Below are 25421 nucleotides of genomic sequence, written 5' to 3' on the forward strand. Positions count from 1 at the left end.
GACCAGTAGTGGAGTACGGGCTACCGGCGGTATAGCTGCGAACGAAACCCAACAGGGAACCAACAATGCGCGATTTCCACAAGACCGGCCGCTCGCTCGCGGTCGCGCAGAACGGCATGGCGGCGACGTCGCATCCGCGCGCGACCTTGGCGGCGATCGACATCCTGCGCCGCGGCGGCAATGCGATCGACGCCGCGGCGGCGGCGGTCGCGATCCAGGGCGTGGTCGAGCCGCAGATGACCGGCATCGGCGGTGACTGTTTCGCGCTGGTCGCGCTGGGCGGCGGTCGCCCGATTGCACTGAACGGCTCCGGTCGCACCCCGGCCGGCACCGACGCGGAGAAATATGCGGGCGGCGACGCGCGCGACATTCCACCGACCTCGCCCGAGGCGGTCACCATTCCGGGGGCGATCGATGCGTGGTGCACGTTGATCGAGCGCCACGGCAGACTGCCGCTCGCGGATGTGCTGGCGCCGGCAATCGAGGCGGCCGAACAGGGCTTCTGCATCACGCCGCGCGTCGCGGCCGACTGGCACCGGTTCCGCGCGCGCGTCGAAATCGATCCGAACGCCGCGGCGCAGTTCCTGCCCGGCGGAAATGCGCCCGAGATCGGCGACGTCCGCGCCCAGCCGCGGCTCGGCGCGACGTTGCGCAAGATCGCGAGCGAGGGCCGCGCCGGCTTCTACGAGGGCGAGGTCGCCGAAGAGATCGTGGCGGTGCTGCGCAAGCTCGGCGGCGCGCACGCAGTCGATGATTTCGCCGCCCACCGCGGCGAGGACGTGACGCCGATCTCGGCCGATTATCGCGGCTATACCGTGATGGAATGTCCGCCGAACGGGCAGGGCCTCGCGGCGCTGATGATCATGCGTGTGCTCGAAGGCTTCGACGTCGGCAAACTGAACGAGGCCGACCGGATTCATCTGCTCGCCGAGGCCACCAAGGCGGCTTACGCGACGCGCGACGCGTATTTCTGCGATCCGGCGGTCCACCCGCTCGAGCCCGCCCGCTTCCTGTCGGATGCGCTGATCGGCAAGATCCGGCGGGCGATCACGATGGATCGCGCCGGTGAGGCGCAGCCGTGGCTCGACACCGAACATCGCGACACGGTCTATGTCACCGTGGTCGACCGTGATCTCAACGCGGTGTCGCTGATCAACTCGATCTTCTCGCCGTTCGGCAGCGGCATCTACGCGCCGAATTCCGGCGTGCTGCTGCACAATCGCGGATGGAGTTTCCGCGCCAAGCCCGGCCATCCCAACTCGTTGGCGCCTCGTAAGCGTCCGATGCACACGATCATTCCCGGCATGCTGATGCAGGGCGATGAGGCGGTGATGCCGTTCGGCGTGATGGGCGGGCACTATCAGGCCACCGGACACGCCAACTTCATCTCCAACGTGCTGGACCTCGGCCTCGACATCCAGGCCGCCGCCGAGCGCCCGCGCAGTTTCTGCTTCGACGGCGCGCTGACGCTCGAGACCACGATCGGCCAGGACGTCCACGACGAGATGCAGCGCCGTGGACACACCGTGCGCTGGACCGAGCAGGCGATCGGCGGCTGTCAGGCGATCCGCATCGACCGTGCGCGTGGCGTTCTGCTCGGCGCGTCCGACCACCGCAAAGACGGCGTGGCGCTCGGCTATTGAAGCCGGCGAAGGCGGAAGCTCGATCAGTCCTATCGCCTTGCCGGCGTGACGGACATGCAGTGGCCGGACCCATTTCACCGGGCCGCCTCGGCCCCGCGTTGTCTCGACCCAATTTTCGCCCAGAAAAGCCATGATTTCTGAGCATTCGGCACGGATGCAGGCCGGCTATGCTGAGCCGCGCATCGGAGGCGATGGGTTGGAATGCAAGTTTTCTCGAAGATAGCGATCTGCGCGGCCGCATATGCTGTGATCGCGCTTGCCCCCGGCGTGGCCGATGCGCGGGGCTGGGACACAGTACATCGCTTCGTGCACAGGACAGGCAAGTGCGGCTTGGGCAAAGAGGTCCTCGCGTCGCTGTATACGATCGGTTCGCGGACGAGCAGCGGCGAACCGATGAACCATGACGGCCTGACCGCAGCCTCCCACGAATATCCCCTCGGCACCACTGTCGTGGTCACCAACCCGGCGAACGGCCGAAGCTGCAGCATCCGGGTCAACGATCGCGGCCCTTACGGAAAGCCGCGTGACCTCGGCGTGAAGATCGACTTCACACTGGGCGCAGCCCGGTGCCTCGGCATGCACAGCACGCAGTATGTCTGCCTGCCCGGTGACGAGCCGATCGAGATCGCCGGCATGCCGCTGGTGATCGACGGCAATACGGTCGAGATCAGTGGCAGGAGAATTCGGCTGCAGGGGATCGACGCGCCGGAAACGGATCAGATTTGCGTCGACGAGAAGGGCACCGGGTGGACCTGTGGTCTCGCCGCGCGCGACGAACTCGCCAAGCGCTTCGGCGCGAAGCCCTGGACCTGCAAAGTTGCGGGTCACGACAAATACGGCAGGTCGCTCGGAAGCTGCTCGGCCAATGCCGAGAGCGTCGAAGAATGGATGGTGCGCTCGGGATGGGCCGTGGCGCTGATCCGGTCGTCCGGCGCCTATCAGGCCTCCGAGGCGATCGCTCGGGACGCGCAGTCCGGCCTCTGGTCGGGCGCCTTCATCGCGCCTGCGGATTGGCGCGATCGAACCGCCCAGACGACCATCGTCGGAGCCGCCAGCGTGCCGGGCGCAGCCCTGGAAATCCTGCGCGGCGCCGCGGCGGCGGCCGAACCACCTTCGCCGGAATGCGTCATCAAGTCCAATATCGGCCGCGGCGGTCAGTGCACGTACCATCAGCCGGGTAGCCGACTATACGCGAAGCTGAAGATGGGGCCGGGCAAGCGCTGGTTCTGCAGCGTCAAGGAAGCCGAAACGGCAGGCTGCCGCGCGCCAAAGAAGTGAGCTTTGATCGCGCTCAGACCGTCGCCAGCGGCCTCGCACGACAAGACCGAGAAGTAACTGTCGCGCGGTAAGTGAAAGCAGATCCGAAGCGGCCCATCCCGAGGGCCGTCATGCCGCTCGACCCCAGGCAGGGAACGGATCGTGCAGCTTGGCGTGGGCCTTCGACACGCCCGTGATGGCGCTGCCGTGGAGGGAGGCGTCGAGGGCGTCACGGATCGCCTGCTCGTCCATCTCCGATCCTCCGACAAAGACCAACTCCTGCCGTCGATCGCCCCAAGTCGAGTTCCAATGCTTGCGAACGAGCAGCACGTGCCGAGCGACTTCGACATCTTCCGCCGTTCGACGGTGACGAAGCCGTTGTGGATCCAGTACCGGGCACCGGTTCCTTGAGCGATTTCGTTCTCGTGGTGCGGAAAGATCAGATCCTGTCCGCCGCCATGAATGTCGATCGAAGGCAGGTCTCAGTCCCTGTCAGTACGCTGTCAGGTGGCTGCGCCGGAAGCGGTGAGGCAGTTGGCGCACATGCCCTGCATTTCGATCACGCGCTTTCCGATCCGGAATCCGAGCGCGGCGGCGTCGATGTTGAACAGCGCCTCGACCTTGTCGTTTTCGACCTCAGCGGAGCTTCCGCAGGCCTCACAGATGAAGAACACGCATGTGTGCTCATGATCAGGATGAGCGCAGGGGATGAAAGCATTCCTCGTCTCGATACGAGCGATGAATTTCTGCTCCAAGAGGAAGTCGAGAACGCGATAGACGGTCGGCGGCGCAAGCTTGCGGCCGAGCCTGGTCTCGAGCTTGCGGATCAGTTCATAAGCGCCGATCGGCTGATCGACCTGCCAGAGGGCTTCAAGCACGGCGCGTCGGATCGGCGTGAGCTGCACGCCTCTCCTGTCACAGGTTTTCTCCGCAGCGTGCAGGGCGTTGGCGACGCTCTGGCGCTCTCGGGCTCCGGGCAAGCGCTGGGCGTGAAGCATCAGGGAATCCGATTCTCCGTCGCTCGGGCATCGAGCTTGCATGCAATGTTATAACATTGCATTGTGGTGGGCAAGAGCAAGCCGAGGAGTTGGGATGCAATGGATGTGGCCGTGAACGGCGTCGTCTTCGAAAACAAGAAACAGGCACGGCGGAAGCGACCCTCTCGCGCGGATGTGGAGGCGGCCGTGCGCCTGTTGATTGAATGGGCGGGGGATGATCCCGACCGGGAAGGTCTGGTCGACACGCCGGCAAGGGTCGTACGCGCCTATGAGGAGTTCTTCGCGGGCTACGACATCGATCCGGCCGAGTTGCTCGGCCGGACCTTCGAAGAAACCAACGACTATGATGACGTGATCGTACTTCGCAATATGCGGATCGAATCGCATTGCGAGCACCACATCGTGCCGATCATCGGCAAAGCCCATGTGGCCTATCTTCCGGCAGACCGGGTGGTCGGCATCAGCAAGCTAGCCCGGGTCGTCGAGGTCTATGCCAAGCGGTTGCAGATCCAGGAAACCTTGACCACGCAGATCGCCGACACGATCCAGGACGTGCTCAGACCGCGCGGTGTGGCTGTCGTCATCGAAGCCGGACATATGTGCATGACGACGCGTGGCATCCGAAAGCCCGGCGTTGGGATGATCACACGCCGGTTTATGGGAGCCTTCAAGACCGACCGCGATTTGCGGCAGGAATTCCTCGCCTCAATCAACCGTCCCAGCGAGGCATTGGCATGAGCACGACAAATTCTGGTATGCCGACCAATCTCTTCGCGCCGCGGCTTTCCGTCGAGCAGGTCGAAGAAGGCTGCGTCCTGGCGCCGAAATTCGGTTCCGACGGGCTCATACCAGTCGTCACCACCGACGCCGCGTCAGGAGAGGTCCTGATGATGGGTGTGATGACGCCTGAGGCGCTGAGCTACACGATCGAGACGGGCGAAGCCCACTACTGGAGTCGCAGCCGGCAATGTCTGTGGCGCAAGGGCGCCACCAGCGGGCTCGTACAGAAGGTCGTCGAGATCAGGATCGACGATGATCAGGATTCTGTCTGGCTTCGGGTGGAAATCGTCGGCGGAGCCAGTTGCCATGTCGGCTACCGATCCTGCTTCTACCGTGCCGTCCCGCTTCATGCCGCCTCGCGGCCTATCCAACTATCCTTCACGGAGAGCAGTAAGGTCTTTGATCCGATCGCGATCTATGGCGACGTGCCAAATCCGACGCAACTCTAGCCCGGTCATGGACGAGACATGTGGCGCGCTCCCGGCTCGAACCGAAAACCTAATGTTGTGCTGCCGAGCACGCTCGTCACCGCCGGAATCAGACTCGGCGATCGGCACGACCTGCTGATTTGCATACCTCTCGCGCGGACATGAGAGGGGCGGCGCGTCTCCGCACGCCGAATCCAGTGTGTGCTATCTCTTCTGCATCGCGTCGAAGGCCTGGTCGAAGCCTTTGAACGACACCGGGATCGAGATCAGCTGATCGGCTGCGTCCCTGAATTGCAGCTTGCCGTTTTCGCTGAGGCCTTTCAGCTTCTTGATCTGATCGTCCTTGATGTCGGCTTCGGCGAAGCAGGCGACCGGGACGCAGCGGCGATACGCGGCGGCGATGCCGGGGTCCTTGTCGTCGACGATGAGGCGCGGGCCGTCACCGAGCGCGACGTTGATCGGCACCTGAAACACGATCTTCATCGGCGACGTCTTGCTCTGCTGACCGATCGCGATCTGCGTCACCGGCTGCGGCTGGCCCTTGATCTGCATCGCCTGCGCCATCTCGCACGTCTTCGCGGCGTCGCGAATGTCGCAGCGTACGGTCCAGTCCTGATAGGTCGCGGTGGTGGCCTGCGGCGTGTGTGTATCAGCGCCTGCGGCCGGCTTGTCCGGCGCGGCAAGTACCGAGGTCGTCGCCGCGATCGTCACAACAAACGCCATCATGCCGCAATCACGAACCTTGGCCATCGCACTCCACTCCATTTTCGTTTCGCGTTCACGTCGGCGGCTTGTTCGCCGCGTGCGAACATCCTGTTAGGCACGGCGTTGGGAGAGGACCAATTGAATTTGGAAATAGGAGCTATTGACCTCGCCGATATCACCCGTCGCCGAGTGATGCATCCTTGCACTTGTGCTCACTGCGATATCCGCCGAAGAACGGACGAGGCAAAGGCGAGGGTGCATGCGCGGGTGGAGTCGTTTCAGAGCAGCGGGTGCGACCGCTTGCGTGATCGCCGCGGCCGTTTGGCAATCGACAGACGCTGCAGTCGCGCAGATCGCGCCGCCGCCGAGCCAGGTGGCGCCGCCGGTGGCGCCGCCCTCTGTGTCCGCGCCGACCCGCATCATCCTGCCCCGCGTCGAAGCCGGCGCCACGATTCCGCCGGGTGCCAAGGCGCTGACCTTCAAGCTGACCGGCATCGCGATCGAAGGAGAGTTCGAAGAGCTCGCCGCCGAACGTGAAAGACTCGCGGCGCCGCTGGTCGGCAAGCGGATCTCGGTTGCGCAAGTATTCGAGTTCGCCACCGCATTGCAGGCGGTGTATTCCCGCGCCGGCTATCCGCTGGTGCGCGTCGTGGTGCCGCCGCAGGAGCTCGGCGAGGCCGCGCGGGTGAAGGTGGCGATTATCGACGGCTTCGTCGAGCAGATCGATGCCAGCAACATCGCCGAGCCCGGACGCAAGGCCGTGGTCGCGGTGGTGTCGTCACTGATCGACAAGCGCCATTTGACGCAAGCTGAATTGGAGCGGCGCCTGCTGCTGGCCGGCGAGACGCCCGGCATCGTGCTCAACGCGGTGTTCAGCGCAGGCAAGCAGGTCGGGGGCGCGGTGCTGGTTCTGGCCGGCACCTACAAGCCGGTCTCCGCGTCGGTCTATGCCGACAACGCGATGCCTTCGGTGTTCGGCACCGGGCAGGTCGTGGCGAGCGCATCGCTCAACAGCGTGTTCGGCATGGGCGAGCAGATCACCGTGTCGGCCGCCGGATTGCCCGATAGCGATTACACCAGCGCGTTTCCGACGCGGCGATATCTGAGCGCGACATTCGCTACCCCGCTGGGCACCGACGGCTGGAAGTTCGACGGCGGCTTCACCCGCGGCATCACCACGCCGCAGGCCGCCTCGCTGCTGACGGCGTCGCAGGGTTTCCTGACGCAGGGCTACGGCCGACTGTCCTATGCGGCGCTCAAACGCCGCGATGCCGAACTGACGTTCAGCGCACGGTTCGACGCGACCGATGAAGAAATCGAATCGCTGCTGTTCAGTCCGGCGCTGCCGCTCAGCCTCGATCGCGTGCGGACGGTGCGTGGCAGCGTCGAGGGATTGTGGCGGCTGCGCGAGAGCGGTACCGTGATCGGGTACGGCGCCACCCTGTCACGGGGGCTCGATGCGTTCGGCGCCCGCACCGCCGCCGACGCCGATCCGCTGCTGCCGCTGTCGCGCGCCGGCGCAGATGCGGTGTTCACCAAGTTGGCCGGACATTTCGAACTGACGCAGAGCCTTCCGGCCGGCTTCTTCGTGGCGGCGTTCGCCAACGGTCAGACTTCGTTCGACAAGCCGCTGCTGCATTCGGAGCAGTTCGATCTGGTCGGCGCCCGGCTGCTGTCCGGCTACAGCGCCGGCTCGTTCATCGGGGACACCGGCTGGGTGGTCCGCACAGAGTTCGGACACCCGTTCGCGCTGCCGAACGTGACCGCGGAAGTCACCCCGTATCTGTTCGCGGCCACCGGCGAGCGCATCCTCGCCCAGCCGACCAGTCTGGAGATCGCCAGCCAGCACGCTTCGAACTGGGGCGCAGGCGTACGCTTCAGCATGCCGCAGACCGGTGCGGTGCCGGTCGACGTTTTCGGCTTTCTCGAAGGCGCCCGCAAGGTCACCAACGATCCGTTCCAGCAGCCCGGCTGGCGCGTCTTCACCGGCCTGTCGCTGCGCTACTGAGGCGCCCGTCCGCCGAGCGTGGCGGCGTCTGGTGGCCTCTGCTCGGCGTCAAGCTGGCGTGGCGGCGACGTGATCGGTGCTCTGAATCGGCTCCGGGCGGGCACCCCATCCCGGATGAATCGCCTGCAGCATGCTTTCGCGCAGCCAGCGGTGCCCGGGGTCGTGTTCGCTGTTGACGTGCCACATGATGTAGCCGTGCTGAAGCTCCATCTCGATCGGGATCTCGTGCAGATCGAGATGGAAGTTGCCGGCGACTTCCTCGGCAAAACGCCGCGGCAGGAACGCGATCAGATCGGTGCGTTCGACCATCGGGGGAATCGACCAGATCTTCGCCGCCGCATAGGGCGTGCGTCGGTTGATATTCTGGGTGACGTGGACTTTCTCGATGCCCGTCATGCCGCGTAGTTCGCGGCCGATCGTGATCTGCGGCAGCGTCAGAAAGGTGGCGCGATCGAGCGGCTTGGTGATCGCCGGGTGGTCGCGGCGGCTGACGATCACGAAGTCGGTCTGGCCGAGCGACTTCACGACGAGATCGGTGGTGTCGACCGGAAACACCGAGCATGCCAGATCGATCGAGCCTTCGCGCAGCAGCTCGGCGAATCCTGCGGTCGGCTGAATGCACTCGATCTCGACGCCTGGAGCTTCCGCCGCGACGACGCGTACGATCGGCGGCATCATGATCGGCTCGTAGGGATCGGTGATGACGATGCGAAATTGCCGCCGATAGGTCGACAGATCGATGCTGCTGCCGGCGACGAATTGTCGCCCGATCACCGACAGCGCCTCGCGTACCGGGCCGATCACTTCCTGCGCCTTCATCGTCGGCTTCAGTCCGCGCGATTGCCGCACGAACAGCGGATCGCCGATCAGATCGCGCAAGCGGGCGAGTGCATTCGACACGGCAGGTTGACTCATGCCGAGCCGCTCGGCCGCGCGGCTGGTGTTCTTGGTGGCGTACAGCGCCTCGAAGATCACCAGAAGGTTAAGATCGATCGTTCGTAGGTTAATGGCCATTAGTCGAGTACGTTCAATCGGTTGTCGGCGCGACGGGCATGAAATCAGCGAGCCGAATGAAAGCTATACCGAATTTCAATTTCTCATCACCGGCACACTATTCCACAAAACTCGCACTGTAAGAAAATTTTAATGATCCCTCCGATGCGCGGCTTGTCGCCGCGCTGTCCGAGGGAGGGAAGGCGGCAATGCGTTCGGCTCGGTCAGTCAAGCGTTCGACGAATCTGCAATCTCGTGCCCTCGTGGCCGATAGCAGAGGGTCGCGGTCGCGCAAGATCGTCGCAATGGTGGCGGCCACCGCACTGGTGCTGACGCCGACCTTGTCGATGGCGCAGCAGCTCCCCAGCGGCGGCAGCGTCGCAGCCGGAAGCGCGACGATCAGTTCGCCGAACGCAGCGACCCTCAACGTCAACCAGTCGTCCGACCGCGCCATCATCAACTGGAATTCGTTCTCGGTCGGCCAGGGCGGCACCGTCAATTTCCTTCAGCCCGGTGCGTCGTCGGCAACGCTCAATCGGGTCACCGGCACCACGCCGTCGAGCATCGCCGGATCGATCAACGCGCCCGGCACGGTGCTGCTGGTCAATCCGAACGGAATCGCCATCACCCCGACCGGCACCGTCAATGTCGGATCGTTCGCGGCCTCGACGCTGAACATCAAGGATTCCGACTTCATGTCGGGCAACTACACGTTCAGCGGCAACGGCGCCTCCGCCGCCGTCACCAATGCGGGCCGGATCAACGTGTCCGACGGCGGTTTCGCCGCGCTGCTCGGCGGCCAGGTCGCCAATGACGGCCTGATCTCGGCGCGGCTGGGCAAGGTCGGGCTCGGCAGCGGCGAGCTGATCACGCTCGATCTTGCCGGCGACGGCTTCCTGTCGGTCGCGGTGCCGACCAGCTCGCTCGGCGGCATCGTCGGCTCCGACGGTCGTCCGCTGGTGTCGAACAAGGGCAAGATCATCGCCGATGGCGGCACCGTGCATCTCAGCGCCGCGACCGCGGCCGGTCTGTTGCGCGATGCGGTCAACGTGCCGGGCACGATCCGGGCGAATTCGGTCGGCACCCGCAACGGCAAGATCATCATCGGCGGCGGTGCCGGCGGCAAAGTGCAGATTTCCGGCAAGGTGACCGCGAGCGGCGGCAGGACTGCGCGGGGCGGGTCCATCGACGTCTCGGGTGCCAAGGTCGCGGTGTCCGGCAAGGTCAAGGCGAGCGGCACGACTGGGGGCCGCATCAAGATCACCGGCACGGAGTCGGCGAAGATTTCCGGCGAGGTCGCCGCCAAGGGCAAGACCGGCAATGGCGGCGTCGTCGTGATCACCGCCAAGGACGTCACCATCGAGTCGTCCGGCAAGCTCGACGTCAGCGGCACGACCGGCGGCACGCTTTTGGTCGGCGGCGATTATCAGGGCGGCGCCAACGTCGCCAATAACTTCTCGACCGATCCGGTCGCCAATGCCGAGACCACCACCGTGGCCGCGGGCGCGACGCTGAGAGCGGCGGGCACCAGCGGGCAGGGCGGCCGAGTCGTGGTCTGGTCCGACGACACGACCACCTTCGCGGGTGCGCTCGACGTCTCGGGCCAGGGTGGCGCCGGCGGCTTCGCCGAAGTCTCAGGTCATCGTCTGCTCGATTTCACCGGCACCGCCGCGCTCGCCGGCACTGCGGGCGCGGGCACGCTGCTGCTCGATCCGCGCAACATCGTGATTTCGAACGCGAACAGTTCCGGCGGCTCGCTGTCGGGCGGCACCTTCACCCCGTCGGCCGACGATTCGGTGCTGAACATCGCCACGCTGCAGGCGGCGCTCGCCTCCGGCAACGTCGTCGTCACCACCGGCCTGTCGGGCTCGGCCGGCTCGCAGGACGGCAACATCACGGTGGCGAGCGCGATCTCTTGGAGCGGCAGCAACACGCTGACGCTGACCGCCGCCAACAACATCGCCATCAATGCCGACATCACTGCGGCCAGCGGCGGGCTGACCATCAACGCCGTGGGTGGCGTCACCGCGACCGGCGGCATCAATGTCGGCCAGTTCACGCTGCAGTCCGGCGCCTGGGTGCAGAACGGCAGTACGTTGCCGTCGTTCGCTGCGACGAGCTTCACCATCGCCGGCGGCTCGTTCCTGCGCGTGACCGGAGGTGCAGGCAACGCCGGCTCGCCCTATCAGATCGCCGACGTCTACGGCCTGCAGGGCATCGGTTCGTCGTCGGCGTTGCTCGCGGCGTCCTACGTGCTGGCCAACGACGTCGATGCCACCGGAACCGCGAACTGGAACAGCGGCGCCGGCTTCGTGCCGATCGGGAATTCGACGACCAAATTCAGCGGCTCGTTCGATGGTCTCGGTCACACCATCAGCGGCCTCACCATCCACCGGTCTTCGACCGATCAGGTCGGTCTGTTCGGCTCTGGGAGTGCGAGCTCTGCGATCAGCCGTCTCACGATGGCGAACGTCGACATCATCGGGCACGTGAATGTCGGCGGCTTGATCGGACAGAGTGTGGGGACGGTCACTGCTGTATCAGTCTCCGGTTCGGTCGTCGCTTCGAACCTCAACGTCGGCGGTGTCGCCGGCCAATTGGCGTCGGGCGGCTCGATCAGCGATTCGCAAAGCAGTGCAACGGTCGAAGGCTATATTCAGGTCGGCGGTCTCGTCGGCGGTCTGGCCGGGGGGACGATCTCGCGGTCCAACGCGACGGGAATCGTGAAGGGACGCAACAACGGCAGCATCGCCGGCAACGCCGGCGGCCTGGTCGGCGCCGCTGCCAACGGCGGAAGCATTTCCGATTCCTATTCGACCGCGTCGGTCTCTGCAGGAGGCGCCGGCGGCCTGATCGGGACGACGAACGGCGCCGTCACCCTCTCCAATGTCTGGAGTTCCGGACGGGTTTCGTCGCAGCTACCGGGCGGCGGCGTGATCTACCAGCAGTTCGGCAGCGCTCCGGTTATGTCCGGAGTCTATTGGGACGCCACGACGACCGGTGTGGCCAATGCCTGCGGATCCGGAACATGCTCCGGAGCGACGGCTCTGACCACGGCTCAGGCCCTGACGCAATCGAGCTACAGCGGCTTCGACTTCACCAACACCTGGTTCATGATCGACGGCTCGACGCGGCCGTTCCTGCGCAGCGAATATTCAACCACGATCAGCAACGCGCATCAGCTCCAGCTGATCGCCATGAATGCGACGACGCTCGGCGCTTCCTACACGCTCGCGGGCGACATCGCGCTCGGCACCGCGCTCGCCAACCCGTCGGAAATGTGGGGCTCGGCCGGCTTCGTGCCGATCGGCAGCGCCTCGGCGCAGTTCAAGGGCAGCCTCGACGGCAAGGGCCATGTGATCTCCGGGCTCGTCATCAATCGTCCGAGCAACGACGATGTCGGCCTGTTCGGGTATATTGGCAGCACCGGATCGCGGATCAGCAATCTCGGCGTCGTGGACGCGCGGGTCTCGGGCGGGACCCACGTGGGCATCGTCGCCGCGGACAGCTACGGAACGCTCGACAACGTCTGGTCGAGCGGCGTCGTCTCCGGTGGCTATCAGGTGGGCGGTCTCGTCGGTTATGCCCACGCGACCATTTCCGGCTCCCATTCGGACGCCACCGTGACGGCCACGGGCGACGGCGTCGGCGGCCTCGTCGGGATGTCGGCCTCGACCGCCGCCATGGTGACGGGGTCGTATGCGACCGGCGCCGTCAGCGGGGCCAGCTATGTCGGCGGCCTCGTCGGCCAATCCGCCGGCCCTATCGAATTGTCCTTCGCGACCGGAACCGTGTCCGGCACCTCGAACTATATCGGCGGACTCTTGGGGTACGCAGACGCCGGTGTCACGATCACCAACACCTACGCGACCGGTGCCGTCAACGCGTACAATCGCGCCGGCGGTCTCGTCGGCTATTTCGGCGGTATCACGGTCAGCAACTCCTTCGCGACCGGCTACGTCACCTCCTCGGGTTCGTCGCGGGGCGGGCTGATCGCGAAAATGGGGGCGGGCACCGTCACCAACTCCTACTGGGACACCCAGACGAGCGGCCTGTCGACGAGCGACGGCGGCACCGGCGTCACCACGGCGACCCTGCAGGCGGCGCTGCCGTCCGGATGGAACACCGCGACCTGGGGCATCATCGCCGGAGTGAGCTATCCCTTCCTGAAGAGCTTCTGGTCCGGCACCCCGCAGGTGGTTTCCGGCACGGCGTACACGAACAATGGCGTGACCCCGGCTTCCGGCGGCAACGTCGCGGTGATGGTCAACGGCGCCGCGGTCGGATCGGCGAGCGCCGGCGCCAACGGTTACTACAACGTCCTGCTCGCGCCCGGCACGATCGGCAGCAACAGCCAGCTCGTCAGCTTCACCTCCGGCACCAACGCCGGCGTCAGCTACGTTCAGAACGCAGCAGGGTCGATCACCGGCCTGAACATCCTCGGCAACACGCTCGTTGAACAAAGCGCCGCGTCGACGTTGTCGTCGATCTCGTCGGGCCTCGCCGTTGCGATCGGATCGTCGGGCGTGTCGACAGCGCTCGCCAACCGCTGGATCGTCGCGACCGGCAGCAGCTTCACCATCGATCAGGCGATCAGTCAGACCGGCAACCTGGTGCTGTCGTCGAACGGCACGGTGACCCAGACGGCGGGTGCGTCGATCAGCGCCGCGACTCTCAAGCTGCAATACATCTCGAGCGGCATCAGCTATTCGCTGACGGATTCCGGCAATGCGGTCTCCTCGCTGCAGCCCGGAAACCTCGGATCGGGCAGCCTCGATTTCTACAGCAGCACCGACCTGTCCGTCGGCGCGTTCACGGCCAATGGCGGTCTGCTCATCCGCACCGCGGGCGCTCTGACGTTGGCGGGGCCCTTGAGCTCAAGCGCGACCGGCAACGCCGTCGTGCTCTCCGCGGGCACCGGATTCGTCAACAATGCCGGTTCCTCGGCGATCAGTGTGCCGAACGGTCGCTGGCTGGTCTACGCCGCAGCGCCGACCGGCAACACCTTCAACAATCTCGACAGCGGCAACACCGCGGTCTGGAACGCCACCTACGCGGCGAACGCGCCGGCGACGATCGCGTCCGGCAACCGCTACGTGTTCGCCTATCAGCCGACGCTGACCTTCAGTTCGACCGACGCGTCGAAGTACTACGGCGCGACCGCCGACGTGTCGTCGTCCTACACGGTGACCGGCGCCAGCGCCGGCGTCAGCGGGGCGTTCAAGGCCGACACGCTGTCGTCGCTCTACACTGGCACGCCGGTTCTCTCGTCGGCCGGCGCCGCAGGCACCGCGACCGTCGCCGGTGGCCCGTACCTGATCGACATCGCGCAGGGTAGCGTGGCGTCGACCGGGTCCTATGCGCTGAACTTCGTCAGCTCCGGGCAGTTGACCGTCAACAAGGCGTCGCTGATCATCTACGTGTCTACGGCCTACAAGACTTACGGCACCGGCTACACGGGCTCGAGCAGCGACTATTCGGTTTCGGGCCTGCAGAATTCCGACAAGGTCACCGGCGTGACGTTGACCAGCGACGGCGCGGCGGCGACCGCCATCGTCGGCAGCTATGGGTTGAACGCTAGCGCCGTCCAGGGCATTGGCCTCGACAATTACAACGTGATGTATTCGCAGGGTACGCTCGTCGTCAGCAAAGCGAGCCTGACCATCACAGCGTCGAACGGCTCGAAGGTCTACGGCAACAACCTGACCTTCGCCGGCACCGAATTCACCGTGTCCGGACTGCACAACAGCGACGCGGTGTCGTCGGTGACGCTGACCAGCGGCGGCGCGGCCGCGACCGCCAACGCCAACAGCTACCAAATCACCGCCAGCAATGCGACCGGGACCGGGCTGTCGAACTACCTGATCTATTACAATGCCGGCTATCTCAGCGTCACCCCGGCGCCGCTGACGATCACCGCCAACGACCGCTCCAAGACCTACGGCAGCGCGCTGCCGCTGGGGTCGACTGATTTCACGTTGTCGGGCAGCCTGTACAATAACGACAAAGTCGACGGCGTCACCTTCACCAGCGCTGCTGCGGGGGCGACGGCGGCGGTCGGCTGGTCGACGATCTACGCCAACAATGCAACCGGTACAGGGCTTGCCAACTACAGCATCAGCTATGTGACCGGCAAGCTGACGGTGAATCCGGCGCCCCTGACCATCACCGCCAACGATGCGACCAAGACCTATGGGGCCGCATGGGGAGGCGGAGGATATTCGGTCTCAGGCGCGCTCTATAACGGGGACACGATCAGCGGGGTGTCGCTGTCGAGCACGGGGGCGGGTACGGCGGCGAATGTCGGCACCTATGCGATCACCGCCAGCGGTGCGACCGGCACAGGTCTCTACAACTACGCCATCACCTATCAGCCTGGGACGCTGACGGTGAATCCGGCGCCGCTCACGATCACGGCCAACGATCAGAGCAAGATCTACGGCGCGTCGCTCGACCTCGGCTCGACCGCCTATACGGTGACGGGCAACCTGTACAACGGCAACAAGATCAATTCGGTGACGCTGGCGAGCGACGGTGCGGCGGCGGGCGGATCGGCAGGGTCGCATGCGATTACGGCAAGCGCGGCGCAAGGCGACGGTTTGTCGAACTACGCCATCACCTATGCCGACGGCACCTTGACGGTGAACAAGGCGACTCTGATCATCTATGCCGGATCGGCGAACAAGACCTACGGAACGACCTATAACTCGACCAGCAACTTCGTTGCGTCCGGTCTCCTCAATGGCGACAACGTGAACAGTGTCACGCTGTCCAGCGCCGGTGCTGCGGCGACCGCGACGGTCGCCAGCTACGGCCTGACGCCGAGCAACGCGCAGGGAACAGGTCTGTCGAATTACAACATCTATTATCAGGCGAGCACCCTGCAGGTGTCGCCGGCGACGTTGACGATCACCGCGGCCAACGCGACCAAGACCTACGGTACCGACCTGAGCTTCGTCGGCACCGAGTTCACCGCGTCCGGGCTAACCAATGGTGACACCGTGTCGGGGGTGACGCTGAGCAGCGCCGGCGCCGCGGCCAGCAAGGGGACCGGGACCTATCAGGTCACCGCCAGCGCGGCGACCGGCACCGGATTGTCCAACTATCTGATCTATTACAATCCCGGCTCGCTGAACGTCACGCCGGCGCCGCTGACCATTACTGCCAACAATCAGTCGAAGACCTACGGCAGCGCCATCTCACTCGACAGCACGGCATTCACCGTGACGGGGGCGTTGTACAACAACGACAAGGTCACGGGCGTCACGTTGTCGAGCTTTGGCACCAATGCCACGGCGGCCGCAGGCGGATCGACGATCTATGCCAGCAATGCGACCGGCAGCGGGCTGAACAATTACAGCATCACCTATGCCACGGGTTGGCTGACGGTGAATCCGGCGCCACTCACGATCACGGCCAACGACGCCAGCAAAACCTACGGTGCCGTGTCGGGGATGGCCGGTTATTCGGTGACGGGATCGCTGTATAACGGTGACACGTTGACGAGCGTAACGCTGTCGAGCGCCGGAGCTTATGGTACGGCCGGCGTCGGCTCGTACAGCATCAGCGCCAGCGGAGCAGCGGGGACGGGGATCTACAATTACGCCATCACCTATCTGCCGGGCACCCTAACGGTGAATCCGGCGCCGCTGACGATCACGGCGAACGGCCAGAGCAAGGTCTATGGCAACACGATCGATCTCGGCTCGACGGCCTATACGGTGAGCGGCTCACTGTATAATGGCGATAAGATCAACAGCGTGACGCTCGCGAGCGATGGCGCCGCGGCCACGGCGGCGGCGGGACCGCACGCGATCATCGCTTCGGCGGCGCAGGGCAACGGCCTGTCGAACTATGCGATCACCTATGCGGACGGCGCGCTGACGGTGAATAAGGCGACGCTGATCGTCTATGCCGGCATGGCCAGCAAGATCTATGGCGACACCTACACGTCGACATCCGATTTCACCACGTCCGGCTTGAAGAATGCCGACAAGGTGGTCGCGGTGACGCTGGGCAGCACTGGCGCGGCGGCGACTGCGGGCGTCGGGAATTACGACCTGATCGCCAGCGCGGCCATCGGCAGCGGGCTGTCGAATTACGCGATCAGCTATCAGCCTGGAACGCTGCAGGTCAGTCCGGCGATCCTGACCATCACGGGTACTGACCTGTCGAAGGTGTACGGTTCGGCGCGTTCGTTCAGCGGCACGGAGTTCACCGCGACCGGGCTGGTCAACGGCGACACCGTCGATGCGGTGAGCCTGAGCAGCGCCGGCGCGGCGGCGAGTGCCAATGTCGGCAGCTATCAGGTCGCCGTGAGCGGGGCGTCGGGAAACCGCCTCGGCAACTATCTGATCTACTACAACGCCGGCAATCTGGTGGTGACTCAGGCGCCACTGACGGTGACGGCGCTCGACCAGCACAAGACCTACGGCACCGATCTGGCACTGGGGTCGACCGGGTTCTCCACGACGGGGACGCTGTTCAACGGTGACAAGATCGACGGGGTGACGCTGCTCAGCGGCGGCGCGGGCGTGTCGGGTACTGTCGGGACGTATGGGTTGACGGCGAGCAACGCGGTCGGCAGCGGGTTGTCGAATTACGCGATCACCTACGTGGCGGGCACGTTGACGGTCGATCGGGCGCCGTTGACGATCACGGCCAACGATCGCACCAAGACCTACGGCGACATGCTGACCTTCGGGCCGAACGGCTACACCGTGACCGGTTCGTTGTATAACAGCGACACCATCAATGCGGTGAACCTGGCGAGCGCCGGCGTCGCGGCGACGGCCAATGCCGGTGGCTACACCATCACCGCCAGCGGGGTCCAGGGGGCCGGACTGGAGAATTACGCGATCACCTATGCCAGCGGCTCGCTCACGGTGAACAAGGCCGACCTGACGGTGACGGCGGCGAATGCCACCAAGACCTATGACGGCCAGGCGTTCACGGGCGGCAACGGCGTCGGCTATGCGGGCTTCGTCAACAACGAGAACACCTCGGTGCTGGGCGGCACGCTGGCCTATGGCGGGACCGCGCAGGGGGCGGTCAATGCCGGCAGCTATACGCTGACGGCGTCGGGGCTGACGTCGTCGAACTACAACATCAGCTATGTGGCTGGCGGATTGACGGTGAACCGGGCGGTGATCTCGGCGATCGCGGTCGCCGACGACAAGGTCTATGACGGGACCACTACGGCGACCGGCTCGATCGTCGGGTTCAATGGCGTCGTACAAGGCGACGCGGTGAACGTCGGCGGTTCCGGGACCTTCGTGTTCGCCGACGCCAATGTCGGCTCCGGCAAGACCGTGGCGGTCAGCGGCCTGACCCTGAGCGGCGCCAGCGCCGGCAATTACATCCTGTCGACCACCGCAAGTTCCTCGGCCTCGATTACACCGGCGACTCTGACGATTGCGTCGGCAGGCAGTGTAGCCGGCAGCAAGGTCTACGACGGCAACACGTCTGCGGCCGTCACCGGCAACGGAACGCTGGCTGGCGTGATCGGCGGCGACGTCGTCGGACTGCTGCTCGGCGGCACCGTCTATGCGGACAAGAATGTCGGCACCGGCAAGACGGTGACCGGCAGCTATAGCCTGACCGGGGCGGGCGCCAGCAACTATGTGCTGTCCTCGAGCGGCTTCACCGGTTCGGCCGACATCACGGCAGCGACTCTGACGATTGCGTCGGCGGGCAGCGTGGCGGGCAGCAAGATCTATGATGGCGGCACATCTGCGGCGGTCACCGGCAACGGCACGCTGTCGGGCGTGCTCAACGGCGACGCGGTCAGCCTGTTGCTCGGTGGAACCGTCTACGCTGACAAGAACGTTGGCACCGGCAAGACGGTGACCGGCGGCTACAGCCTGACCGGAGCGGGAGCCGGCAACTACGTGCTCTCTTCGACCGGGTTCACCGGTTCGGCCGATATCACGCCGGCAACGCTGACGATCGCGTCGGCGGGCAGCGTGGCCGGCAGCAAGGTCTACGATGGCAACACATCGGCGGCCGTCACCGGCAACGGCTCGCTTTCAGGGGTGATTGGCGGCGACGCGGTCAGCCTGCTGCTCGGCGGGACCGTCTACGCGGACAAGAACGTCGGCACCGGCAAGACGGTGACCGGCAGCTACAGCCTGACCGGAGCGGGAGCCGGCAACTACGCGCTCTCTTCGACCGGGTTCACCGGTTCGGCCGATATCACGCCGGCAACGCTGACAATCGCGTCGGCGGGCAGCGTGGCCGGCAGCAAGGTCTACGATGGCAACACATCGGCGGCCGTCACCGGCAACGGCACATTGGCTGGCGTGATCAATGACGACGCGGTCAGCCTGTTGCTCGCCGGCACCGCCTATGCGGACAAGAACGTCGGCACCGGCAAGACGGTCACAGGCAGCTACAGCCTGACCGGGGCAGGGGCCGGCAACTACGTGTTGGCCTCGACCGGGTTCACCGGCTCGGCCGACATCACCGCGGCGACGCTGACGATCGCGTCGGCGGGCAGCGTCGCCGGGAGCAAGGTCTACGATGGCACCACCTCGGCCATGGTCGCCGGCAACGGCACGCTCGCGGGCGTGATCGGCAGCGACGAGGTGACGCTGTTGCTCGGCGGCACCAGCTATGCGGACAAGAACGTCGGCACCGGCAAGGCCGTCACCGGCAGCTACAGCCTGTCCGGGGCGGGTGCCGGCAACTACGTGCTCGCTTCGACAGGGTTCACCGGTTCGGCCGATATTACCCCGGCAACGCTGACGATTGCGTCGGCGGGCACCGTGGCCGGCAGCAAGGTCTACGATGGCAACACATCGGCGTCCGTCACCGGCAACGGCACGTTGGCTGGCGTGATCGGCGGCGACGCCGTCAGCCTGCTGCTCGCCGGCACCGCCTATGCGGACAAGAATGTCGGCACCGGCAAGACAGTGACCGGCAGCTACAGCTTGTCCGGGGCGGGTGCCAGCAACTATGTGCTGTCCTCGACCGGTTTCACTGGTTCGGCCGACATCACGCCAGCGACGCTGACGATTGCCTCGGCAGGAACCGTCGCCGGCAGCAAGGTGTATGACGGCAACACGTCGGCGGCCGTCACCGGCAACGGCACGTTGGCTGGCGTGCTCAATGGCGACGCTGTCAGCCTGTTGCTCGCCGGCACGGTCTATGCGGACAAGAACGTCGGCGCCGGCAAGACAGTCACCGGCAGCTACAGCCTCACCGGGGCGGGTGCCAGCAACTATGTGCTGGCCTCGACCGGCTTCACCGGCGCGGCCGATATCACACCGGCGACGCTGACAATCGCGTCGGCGGGCAGCGTGGCCGGCAGCAAGGTCTATGACGGCACCACATCGGCGGCCGTCACCGGGAACGGCACGCTTTCGGGTGTGCTCAATGGCGACGCGGTCAGCCTGCTGCTCGCCGGCACCGCTTACGCAGACAAGAACGTCGGCACCGGCAAGACGGTGACTGGCAGCTACAGCCTATCCGGGGCAGACGCGGGCAACTATATGTTGGCCTCGACCGGTTTCATCGGCTCGGCGGATATCACTGCAGCGATGCTCAGTATTGCGTCGGCCGGCAGCGTGGCGGCCAGCAAGGTCTACGACGGCACCACCGCCGCAGCGGTTACCGGCAATGGCACCCTATCGGGCGTGATCAATGGTGATGTTGTGGGCCTGTTGCTGGCTGGCACCGCCTATGCCGACAAGAATGTCGGCACCGGCAAGACGGTGACCGGCAGCTACAGCCTGACGGGCGCGGAGGCGGGCAACTACGTGCTGGCCACGACCGGGTTCACCGGTGCGGCCGACATCACGCCAGCGACGCTGACGATCGCTTCGGCAGGAACGGTCGCTGGCACCAAGGTCTACGATGGCTCCACATCGGCTGCCGTCACCGGCAATGGTACGCTATCGGGCGTGTTCGGTAGCGACGCTGTCGCGCTGCTGCTGAGCGGGGCAGCCTATGCCGACAAGAATGTCGGTGCTGGCAAGGCCGTGACCGGCAGCTACAGCCTGACCGGGGCGGGGGCCGGCAACTACGTGTTGGCCACGACCGGCTTCGCCGGGGTGGCCGACATCGCCCCGGCGACGCTGACGCTCGCGTCGAACGGCAGCGTGGCGGCCAGCAAGGTCTACGACGGCACCACCGCCGCAGCGGTCACCGGCAACGGCACGCTGTCGGGCGTGATCGGCAGCGACGAGGTGGCGCTGCTTCTCGCCGGCATCGCCTATGCCGACAAGAACGTCGGCACCGGGAAGACCGTGACCGGCAGCTACGGCCTGACCGGGGCAGGGGCCGGCAATTATGTGCTGGCGTCGACTGGCTTCATCGGCGCGGCCGACATCACCCCGCGCGCCATCACGGTGGCGGCGGAGCCGGGGTCGAAGACCAGCGGCACGGCGGATCCGGTGTTCGGCTTCAGCCTGATCAACGGTTCGCTGGTCGCCGGCGACAGTCTGAGCGGCGCGCTGAGCCGCGATCCGGGCGAGAGCGTCGGCAGCTACGCCATCCTGCAGGGCACGCTCGCCGCATCGCAGAACTACCTGTTGAGCTATGTCGGTGCAGATTTCACCATCCTGGCGGCCCCGACCACGCCGACGGTCACCGCCACCAACAGCGGCGACTATCCGACCAGCCAGTATTTCGCCTCCGGTAGCGAGAGCACACCGGTGGCGGTGACGATCAGCTACCAGCAGCCGGCCTCTCCGGTGGTGCCGGTGATCGCGGCGATCCGCGCGGCGGCGCCGGTGGTGCGGACCGCCGGCAACACCGGCGATGCCAATCAGAACATCGCGGTCGGCGCAGGCGCCGGCACGCTGTTCAGGCCGATCTCGCAGTTCGACAATCAGCAATACTCGAAAGCCGAACTGCCCGGCTTCGCGCCCGAGGCGGCGGAGGCGGCGGTGCTGACGATGATCGCCCGCGGCGAGACCAACGACCAGCAGCCGTTCAAGATCGACGCGCTGTGGGGCGACGGTGCGGCGTCCTGGAGCCGTCTCGACCACCCGGACGTGCGCGCGGTGTCGTTCACCGACGGCAACGGCACCGAGCGCGTGCCCGGCGGCGGCAATGCGTTCGCGTTCGTCGGCGGTCAGACCGACGTCGCAGCGCTGCTGCGGAAGGGGCCGGTGGTGTTGCAGGGCGGTAAGACCGAAGGTGTTCCGACGCCGTGGCTGCTGGTGCTCAGCGTGACGGCCGACGGCAAGGGCCTGCTCGCCAACGATCCGATGACCGGCCAGCAGGTAATCCTCGCTTTCGACTCCGCGACCAAGTCGGTCGGCGGCGTGACAGCGGTGATCAATCCGGCCGACAAGCAGCCGGCCGCCGTCGGTGATGCGGTGCCCCCGTTCGTCGCGCACGCCGACAAGATCACGCCGGCGATGTGGACCGCGCTGAAAGCGTTCAAACCTGCGGGCTATTTCGCGGTGACGATGTGAGCAGGCCGGCGAAGTTGTGAAATCGGGTGAGGATCGTTCCGGCCTCGGTGGTGGCCAGCGGCTCCTGCCGGGCCGGGCGCGGCGGCGGAGCGACGCGCGCCGCGAGCTGGGGGCCGCCGGCGGAGAATGCCGACACGTCCACGCTGGAGACCGCGAACAGCGGCTCGAAATATCTCGCGTCGGTGCTCTCGACCAACCGCGAAACGCGGTTGTCGAGCAGCATCCAGCCGCCGCCGAGACGCACGCCGAGCACAGCATGGTAATCGCCGGCGGATCTGTCGCGCACGATCAGTACCCGCAAGTCGGCTGCAGGCGTGCCGGCCTCGCGCAGCGCGACGAACTTGGCGATGGCGAAGTCCTCGCAATCGCCTTTGCCGGTCTCGAACGAGCCGTCGGCGGTGTCGGACAGCGGCGGCGACCAGCGATCGGCGACGTGCCACTGGTCCTGGTCGGTGGTGTAGTCGATCGCCGCGTTGATGCGTCTGTTCACCAGTTCGAGCCGGTCGCGGTCTTGCCGCTGCGCGGCTTGGTCGATGATGTCCGCGAAGCGGGACGCAGCCTCGGTGCAGTGCGGGCGGTCGGCGCGGCAGCGGTCGAGCGCGGGCTTCGCCGCCTGGATGTCGGCGGTGATCCGCGCGAGCTTCGTCCACAACGCGCCTCGGGGAGCCCGCGCCGTGGCCCTGCCGAACGGCTCGCTGCCCGCCTGGTTCGGGATCGTCTCGATGAATTCGGTCGGCGCGATCGACGCGGTGACGGTCGCGAGGTCCCGTTCGGCCGCCGTCGCCGCGACAGGCAGCACAGCGCCGAATACGATCGAACCAGAGAGCAGCGCTTTCAGCAGACCGAATTGCATCGCCCGTGCCCTGACGCGGGCCCGACTATCGATCCGTCTTGCGGGCTCGCTCGACCTGATCGACGATACGGGGCGGTGCTGCTGCGGCGGTTAAGAGAGCCCCGCGGCCGAGACGTTATTGGTTCGGAGCGTGAACACTTATCAACGAGGATTCATAGAGTGGGTGTCGAGTCATTAAGCTCGCATTGACCACTCGAGGACGGTGCGCTTCGAAGCGTCAAAGATGCCTGGCGGAACGAGATCAGGATCGCCGCCGGGTGTCAGCATTTGGGGAACCAGGATTCTCGACACGAGACCCGGTCTAGGATGGCGGCGCGTGGTACCAATCCCACCGTAAGCCTCCCGGCATTCGCCAGTTGACCGGCGCGGAACATGCTAGGCCAACGCAGGACCCACCGCCGCTACCCCACGCGAAGGGACACGATCTCGGTATTGGATAGGGATGAAGGACCGGCCATTCGGCCATTACAAGGCAGACGGCAACTCGCCGAACTGATGCCCGAGGGCCCGTCTGCAACAGAAAAGAACTGTTGCAGCATTGTTGCAGGTTGAAACCCACTTTCGTCGTATGATTGTCGAGTAGCGCTTCGCCCGCCAACAGATTTTGCGGAATATAATCAACTGTTTATGGCGGAAGGGGGCGGATTCGAACCCATGTTACCCTTGCGGGCACGCCGGTTTTCAACCTCATCAGCAGCTTGTAGGATCTGCACTCCTAAAGCCTAGATCGTACTACCCAATTCAAATCGTGCTCAATTCACATTGCGGCTTGTCCCGGTCCAATACGGTTCTCGTAAAACACGCTTCAGAACCTTGCCCGATGCATTCCGCGGAAGTTCTGCGATGAAGTCGACGCTCTTAGGACACTTGAACCCCGCCAGCCGCGACTGAGCAAAGCCAATGAGATCTTCTTGAGAGAGGGACTGCTCTGGCCGTAACACCACGGCGGCCTTCACCGCTTCGCCCCACTTCGGGTCAGGCACGCCGAAGACAGCGACATCCGCGATGGCGGGGTGCCCGAGCAGTGCGCGCTCGACCTCGGCGGGATAGACGTTCTCTCCTCCCGAGATGATCATGTCCTTCAGGCGATCCCGAATGTACAGATAGCCGTCCGCGTCGAAATAGCCGACATCGCCGCTATGGTACCAGCCGTTCTCCAATGCCGCGCTCGTAGCCTCGGGGCGATTCCAATAGCCCGCCATGACCGCGCCGCAGCGGATCTGTATCTCTCCGGATTGTCCTGTCTCTGCCGGCTTGCCACTTGCATCCACGACTTGAACATCCACGCCTGCTAGTACTCGTCCGCAGGAGCCGAGACGAGCCTCGTTTTGCGGGTCGTGATCCGATGGCAGGAGCGCCGTTCCCACCGTCGCGGTCTCCGTCATGCCGAACAACTGGAGCAGGACCGGGCCGACACGCTCGATCGCCCGCTGCAGTACGGCTGGCGAGATTGGCGAACCGCCGTAGGTCAGCGTTCGTAAGCTCGAAAAATCGGCTGTCGAGAAGTCTGGATGATCGAGAACCGGCGCGATGAGGGCCGGCACCAGGCCGAGCCGGGTGACAGGACCAGGCGCATTCTTGAAGGCCTCCATGATCAAGCTCGGCTGTGCTTCGCGGACGACGATGGCGGTGCCGCCGGCGTGGGGCGTGTTGAGGCCGAATACCACCCCGCCGGCATGGAAAAGCGGCAACGGCAGGACGCAAATATCATCCTCACGCCAGTGCCCGAGGGGCTCTGTCTGACTCAGCCTGGTCGAGAACAGCAGGTTGCGGTGGGTAAGCTGCGCGCCCTTCGGAAGACCCGTTGTGCCGGAGGTGTAGAGTTGGAGGACGACGTCGTCATGCGCAACCGGATGCTTTGGATCTGAATCGGGTGCGCCCGCGATCCAGTGGAAGAACGAGATAGCGGCCGCGCTCGATTCCTCGATTCCAACGATGGTCTGAAGATCTGGGCATTCACTGCGAAGGGCGTCGATCAAGGATTCGAATTCAGGGCCGATCAAAACCAGCCTGCAATTTGCGTCGCTGACGATGAAGCAGATTTCGGGAGGGGCTAGTCGCCAATTGATCGGAACCAGGACGGCTCCAATCTTGGCGCAGCCGAACAACGCGTGGAAGAACACATCGGAGTTCTTCCCGAGATAGCCGACGCGCGCTCCGGCGGTGACGCCCGCGCTTTCGAGCGCGTGAGCGACGCGATTGGAGATCAGGTTCCATTGCGCGTAGGTCGTTCGTCTCGACTGATACTGGAGCGCGATGCGGGAAGGCGAAGTTGCTGCGTAGTGGCGCGGAATATCCGCCAGTGTTTGAAAGTCCATAGTTCCCCCCGTTT

12 protein-coding genes and 1 pseudogene are annotated in these 25421 nt (G+C 65.3%); 6 read left to right on the forward strand and 7 right to left on the reverse strand.

Features of this window, described 5'->3' with window-relative positions:
- Positions 1-65 precede the first annotated feature (65 nt).
- Both ggt and DNX69_RS11585 read left to right on the forward strand, forming a co-directional pair.
- On the forward strand, positions 66-1643 hold the full coding sequence (gene ggt, locus DNX69_RS11580; protein ID WP_110786149.1) for a gamma-glutamyltransferase: 1578 nt from the start codon (positions 66-68) through the stop codon (positions 1641-1643).
- Between the two features lie 393 nt (positions 1644-2036).
- Positions 2037-2921 carry a thermonuclease family protein gene (locus DNX69_RS11585; RefSeq protein WP_234826934.1) on the forward strand — a complete coding sequence of 295 codons (885 nt, stop codon included), beginning with the start codon at positions 2037-2039 and terminating at the stop codon, positions 2919-2921.
- Positions 2922-3029: 108 nt separating this feature from the next.
- On the opposite strand, the gene DNX69_RS26900 is transcribed toward DNX69_RS11585, so the two are convergent.
- The 3 genes and pseudogenes from DNX69_RS26900 to DNX69_RS11600 all read right to left on the reverse strand — a co-directional run bounded on the left by DNX69_RS26900 (position 3030) and on the right by DNX69_RS11600 (position 3898).
- A complete protein-coding gene (locus DNX69_RS26900) occupies positions 3030-3230 on the reverse strand; it encodes a GTP-binding protein (protein WP_425327304.1) in 201 nt (66 codons plus the stop codon).
- Positions 3173-3367: pseudogene (locus DNX69_RS11595) on the reverse strand (cysteine--tRNA ligase); the annotation flags it as partial. The pseudogene DNX69_RS11595 and the gene DNX69_RS26900, both read right to left, overlap by 58 nt.
- 36 nt (positions 3368-3403) lie before the next feature.
- Positions 3404-3898 (reverse strand): Fur family transcriptional regulator, encoded by a 495-nt coding sequence (locus DNX69_RS11600; protein WP_165825239.1) that lies wholly within the window; start codon positions 3896-3898, stop codon positions 3404-3406.
- A gap of 99 nt (positions 3899-3997) precedes the next feature.
- Between DNX69_RS11600 and folE the strand changes: the two genes are divergently transcribed.
- Together folE and hisI are read left to right on the forward strand one after the other, a co-directional pair.
- Entirely contained in the window at positions 3998-4636 is a 639-nt protein-coding gene (folE, locus tag DNX69_RS11605; protein ID WP_110786153.1) for a GTP cyclohydrolase I FolE, read from the forward strand.
- Positions 4633-5127, forward strand: a complete 495-nt coding sequence (gene hisI / locus DNX69_RS11610; RefSeq protein ID WP_234826935.1) for a phosphoribosyl-AMP cyclohydrolase — start codon at positions 4633-4635, stop codon at positions 5125-5127. The genes folE and hisI overlap by 4 nt, the downstream gene beginning before the upstream one ends.
- A gap of 183 nt (positions 5128-5310) precedes the next feature.
- Here the strand turns inward: hisI and DNX69_RS11615 are convergent, their stop codons facing one another.
- Positions 5311-5856 (reverse strand): invasion associated locus B family protein, encoded by a 546-nt coding sequence (locus tag DNX69_RS11615; RefSeq protein WP_165825240.1) that lies wholly within the window; start codon positions 5854-5856, stop codon positions 5311-5313.
- A 259-nt stretch (positions 5857-6115) separates the two neighbouring features.
- On the opposite strand from DNX69_RS11615, the gene DNX69_RS11620 reads away from it, so the two are divergent.
- Positions 6116-7819 (forward strand): ShlB/FhaC/HecB family hemolysin secretion/activation protein, encoded by a 1704-nt coding sequence (locus DNX69_RS11620; RefSeq protein ID WP_165825241.1) that lies wholly within the window; start codon positions 6116-6118, stop codon positions 7817-7819.
- Positions 7820-7867: 48 nt separating this feature from the next.
- Here the strand turns inward: DNX69_RS11620 and DNX69_RS11625 are convergent, their stop codons facing one another.
- On the reverse strand, positions 7868-8833 hold the full coding sequence (locus tag DNX69_RS11625; RefSeq protein ID WP_110786157.1) for a LysR substrate-binding domain-containing protein: 966 nt from the start codon (positions 8831-8833) through the stop codon (positions 7868-7870).
- Positions 8834-9117: 284 nt separating this feature from the next.
- On the opposite strand from DNX69_RS11625, the gene DNX69_RS11630 reads away from it, so the two are divergent.
- Positions 9118-22236, forward strand: a complete 13119-nt coding sequence (locus DNX69_RS11630) for a YDG domain-containing protein (RefSeq protein WP_165825242.1) — start codon at positions 9118-9120, stop codon at positions 22234-22236.
- Here DNX69_RS11630 and DNX69_RS11635 read toward each other — a convergent pair.
- Positions 22202-23089, reverse strand: coding sequence for a transglutaminase-like cysteine peptidase (locus DNX69_RS11635; RefSeq protein WP_110786159.1), 888 nt, complete (start codon positions 23087-23089; stop codon positions 22202-22204). The two genes, DNX69_RS11630 and DNX69_RS11635, sit on opposite strands and share 35 nt — an antisense overlap.
- 752 nt (positions 23090-23841) lie before the next feature.
- Positions 23842-25407 carry a long-chain-fatty-acid--CoA ligase gene (locus DNX69_RS11640; protein ID WP_110786160.1) on the reverse strand — a complete coding sequence of 522 codons (1566 nt, stop codon included), beginning with the start codon at positions 25405-25407 and terminating at the stop codon, positions 23842-23844.
- Positions 25408-25421 lie beyond the last annotated feature (14 nt).

Source organism: Rhodopseudomonas palustris, assembly GCF_003226555.1.
In the GTDB taxonomy this organism is placed as follows: Bacteria; Pseudomonadota; Alphaproteobacteria; order Rhizobiales; family Xanthobacteraceae; genus Rhodopseudomonas; species Rhodopseudomonas palustris_I.

Bases quoted from the DNA above. Each gene is read 5' to 3' on its own strand.
- ggt (WP_110786149.1), top strand. From the start codon at position 66: ATGCGCGATTTCCACAAGACCGGCCGCTCGCTCGCGGTCGCGCAGAAC.
- DNX69_RS11585 (WP_234826934.1), top strand. From the start codon at position 2,037: ATGAACCATGACGGCCTGACCGCAGCCTCCCACGAATATCCCCTCGGC.
- DNX69_RS11600 (WP_165825239.1), bottom strand. From the start codon at position 3,898: ATGCTTCACGCCCAGCGCTTGCCCGGAGCCCGAGAGCGCCAGAGCGTC.
- folE (WP_110786153.1), top strand. From the start codon at position 3,998: ATGGATGTGGCCGTGAACGGCGTCGTCTTCGAAAACAAGAAACAGGCA.
- hisI (WP_234826935.1), top strand. From the start codon at position 4,633: ATGAGCACGACAAATTCTGGTATGCCGACCAATCTCTTCGCGCCGCGG.
- DNX69_RS11615 (WP_165825240.1), bottom strand. From the start codon at position 5,856: ATGGCCAAGGTTCGTGATTGCGGCATGATGGCGTTTGTTGTGACGATC.
- DNX69_RS11625 (WP_110786157.1), bottom strand. From the start codon at position 8,833: ATGGCCATTAACCTACGAACGATCGATCTTAACCTTCTGGTGATCTTC.
- DNX69_RS11630 (WP_165825242.1), top strand. From the start codon at position 9,118: ATGGTGGCGGCCACCGCACTGGTGCTGACGCCGACCTTGTCGATGGCG.
- DNX69_RS11635 (WP_110786159.1), bottom strand. From the start codon at position 23,089: ATGCAATTCGGTCTGCTGAAAGCGCTGCTCTCTGGTTCGATCGTATTC.
- DNX69_RS11640 (WP_110786160.1), bottom strand. From the start codon at position 25,407: ATGGACTTTCAAACACTGGCGGATATTCCGCGCCACTACGCAGCAACT.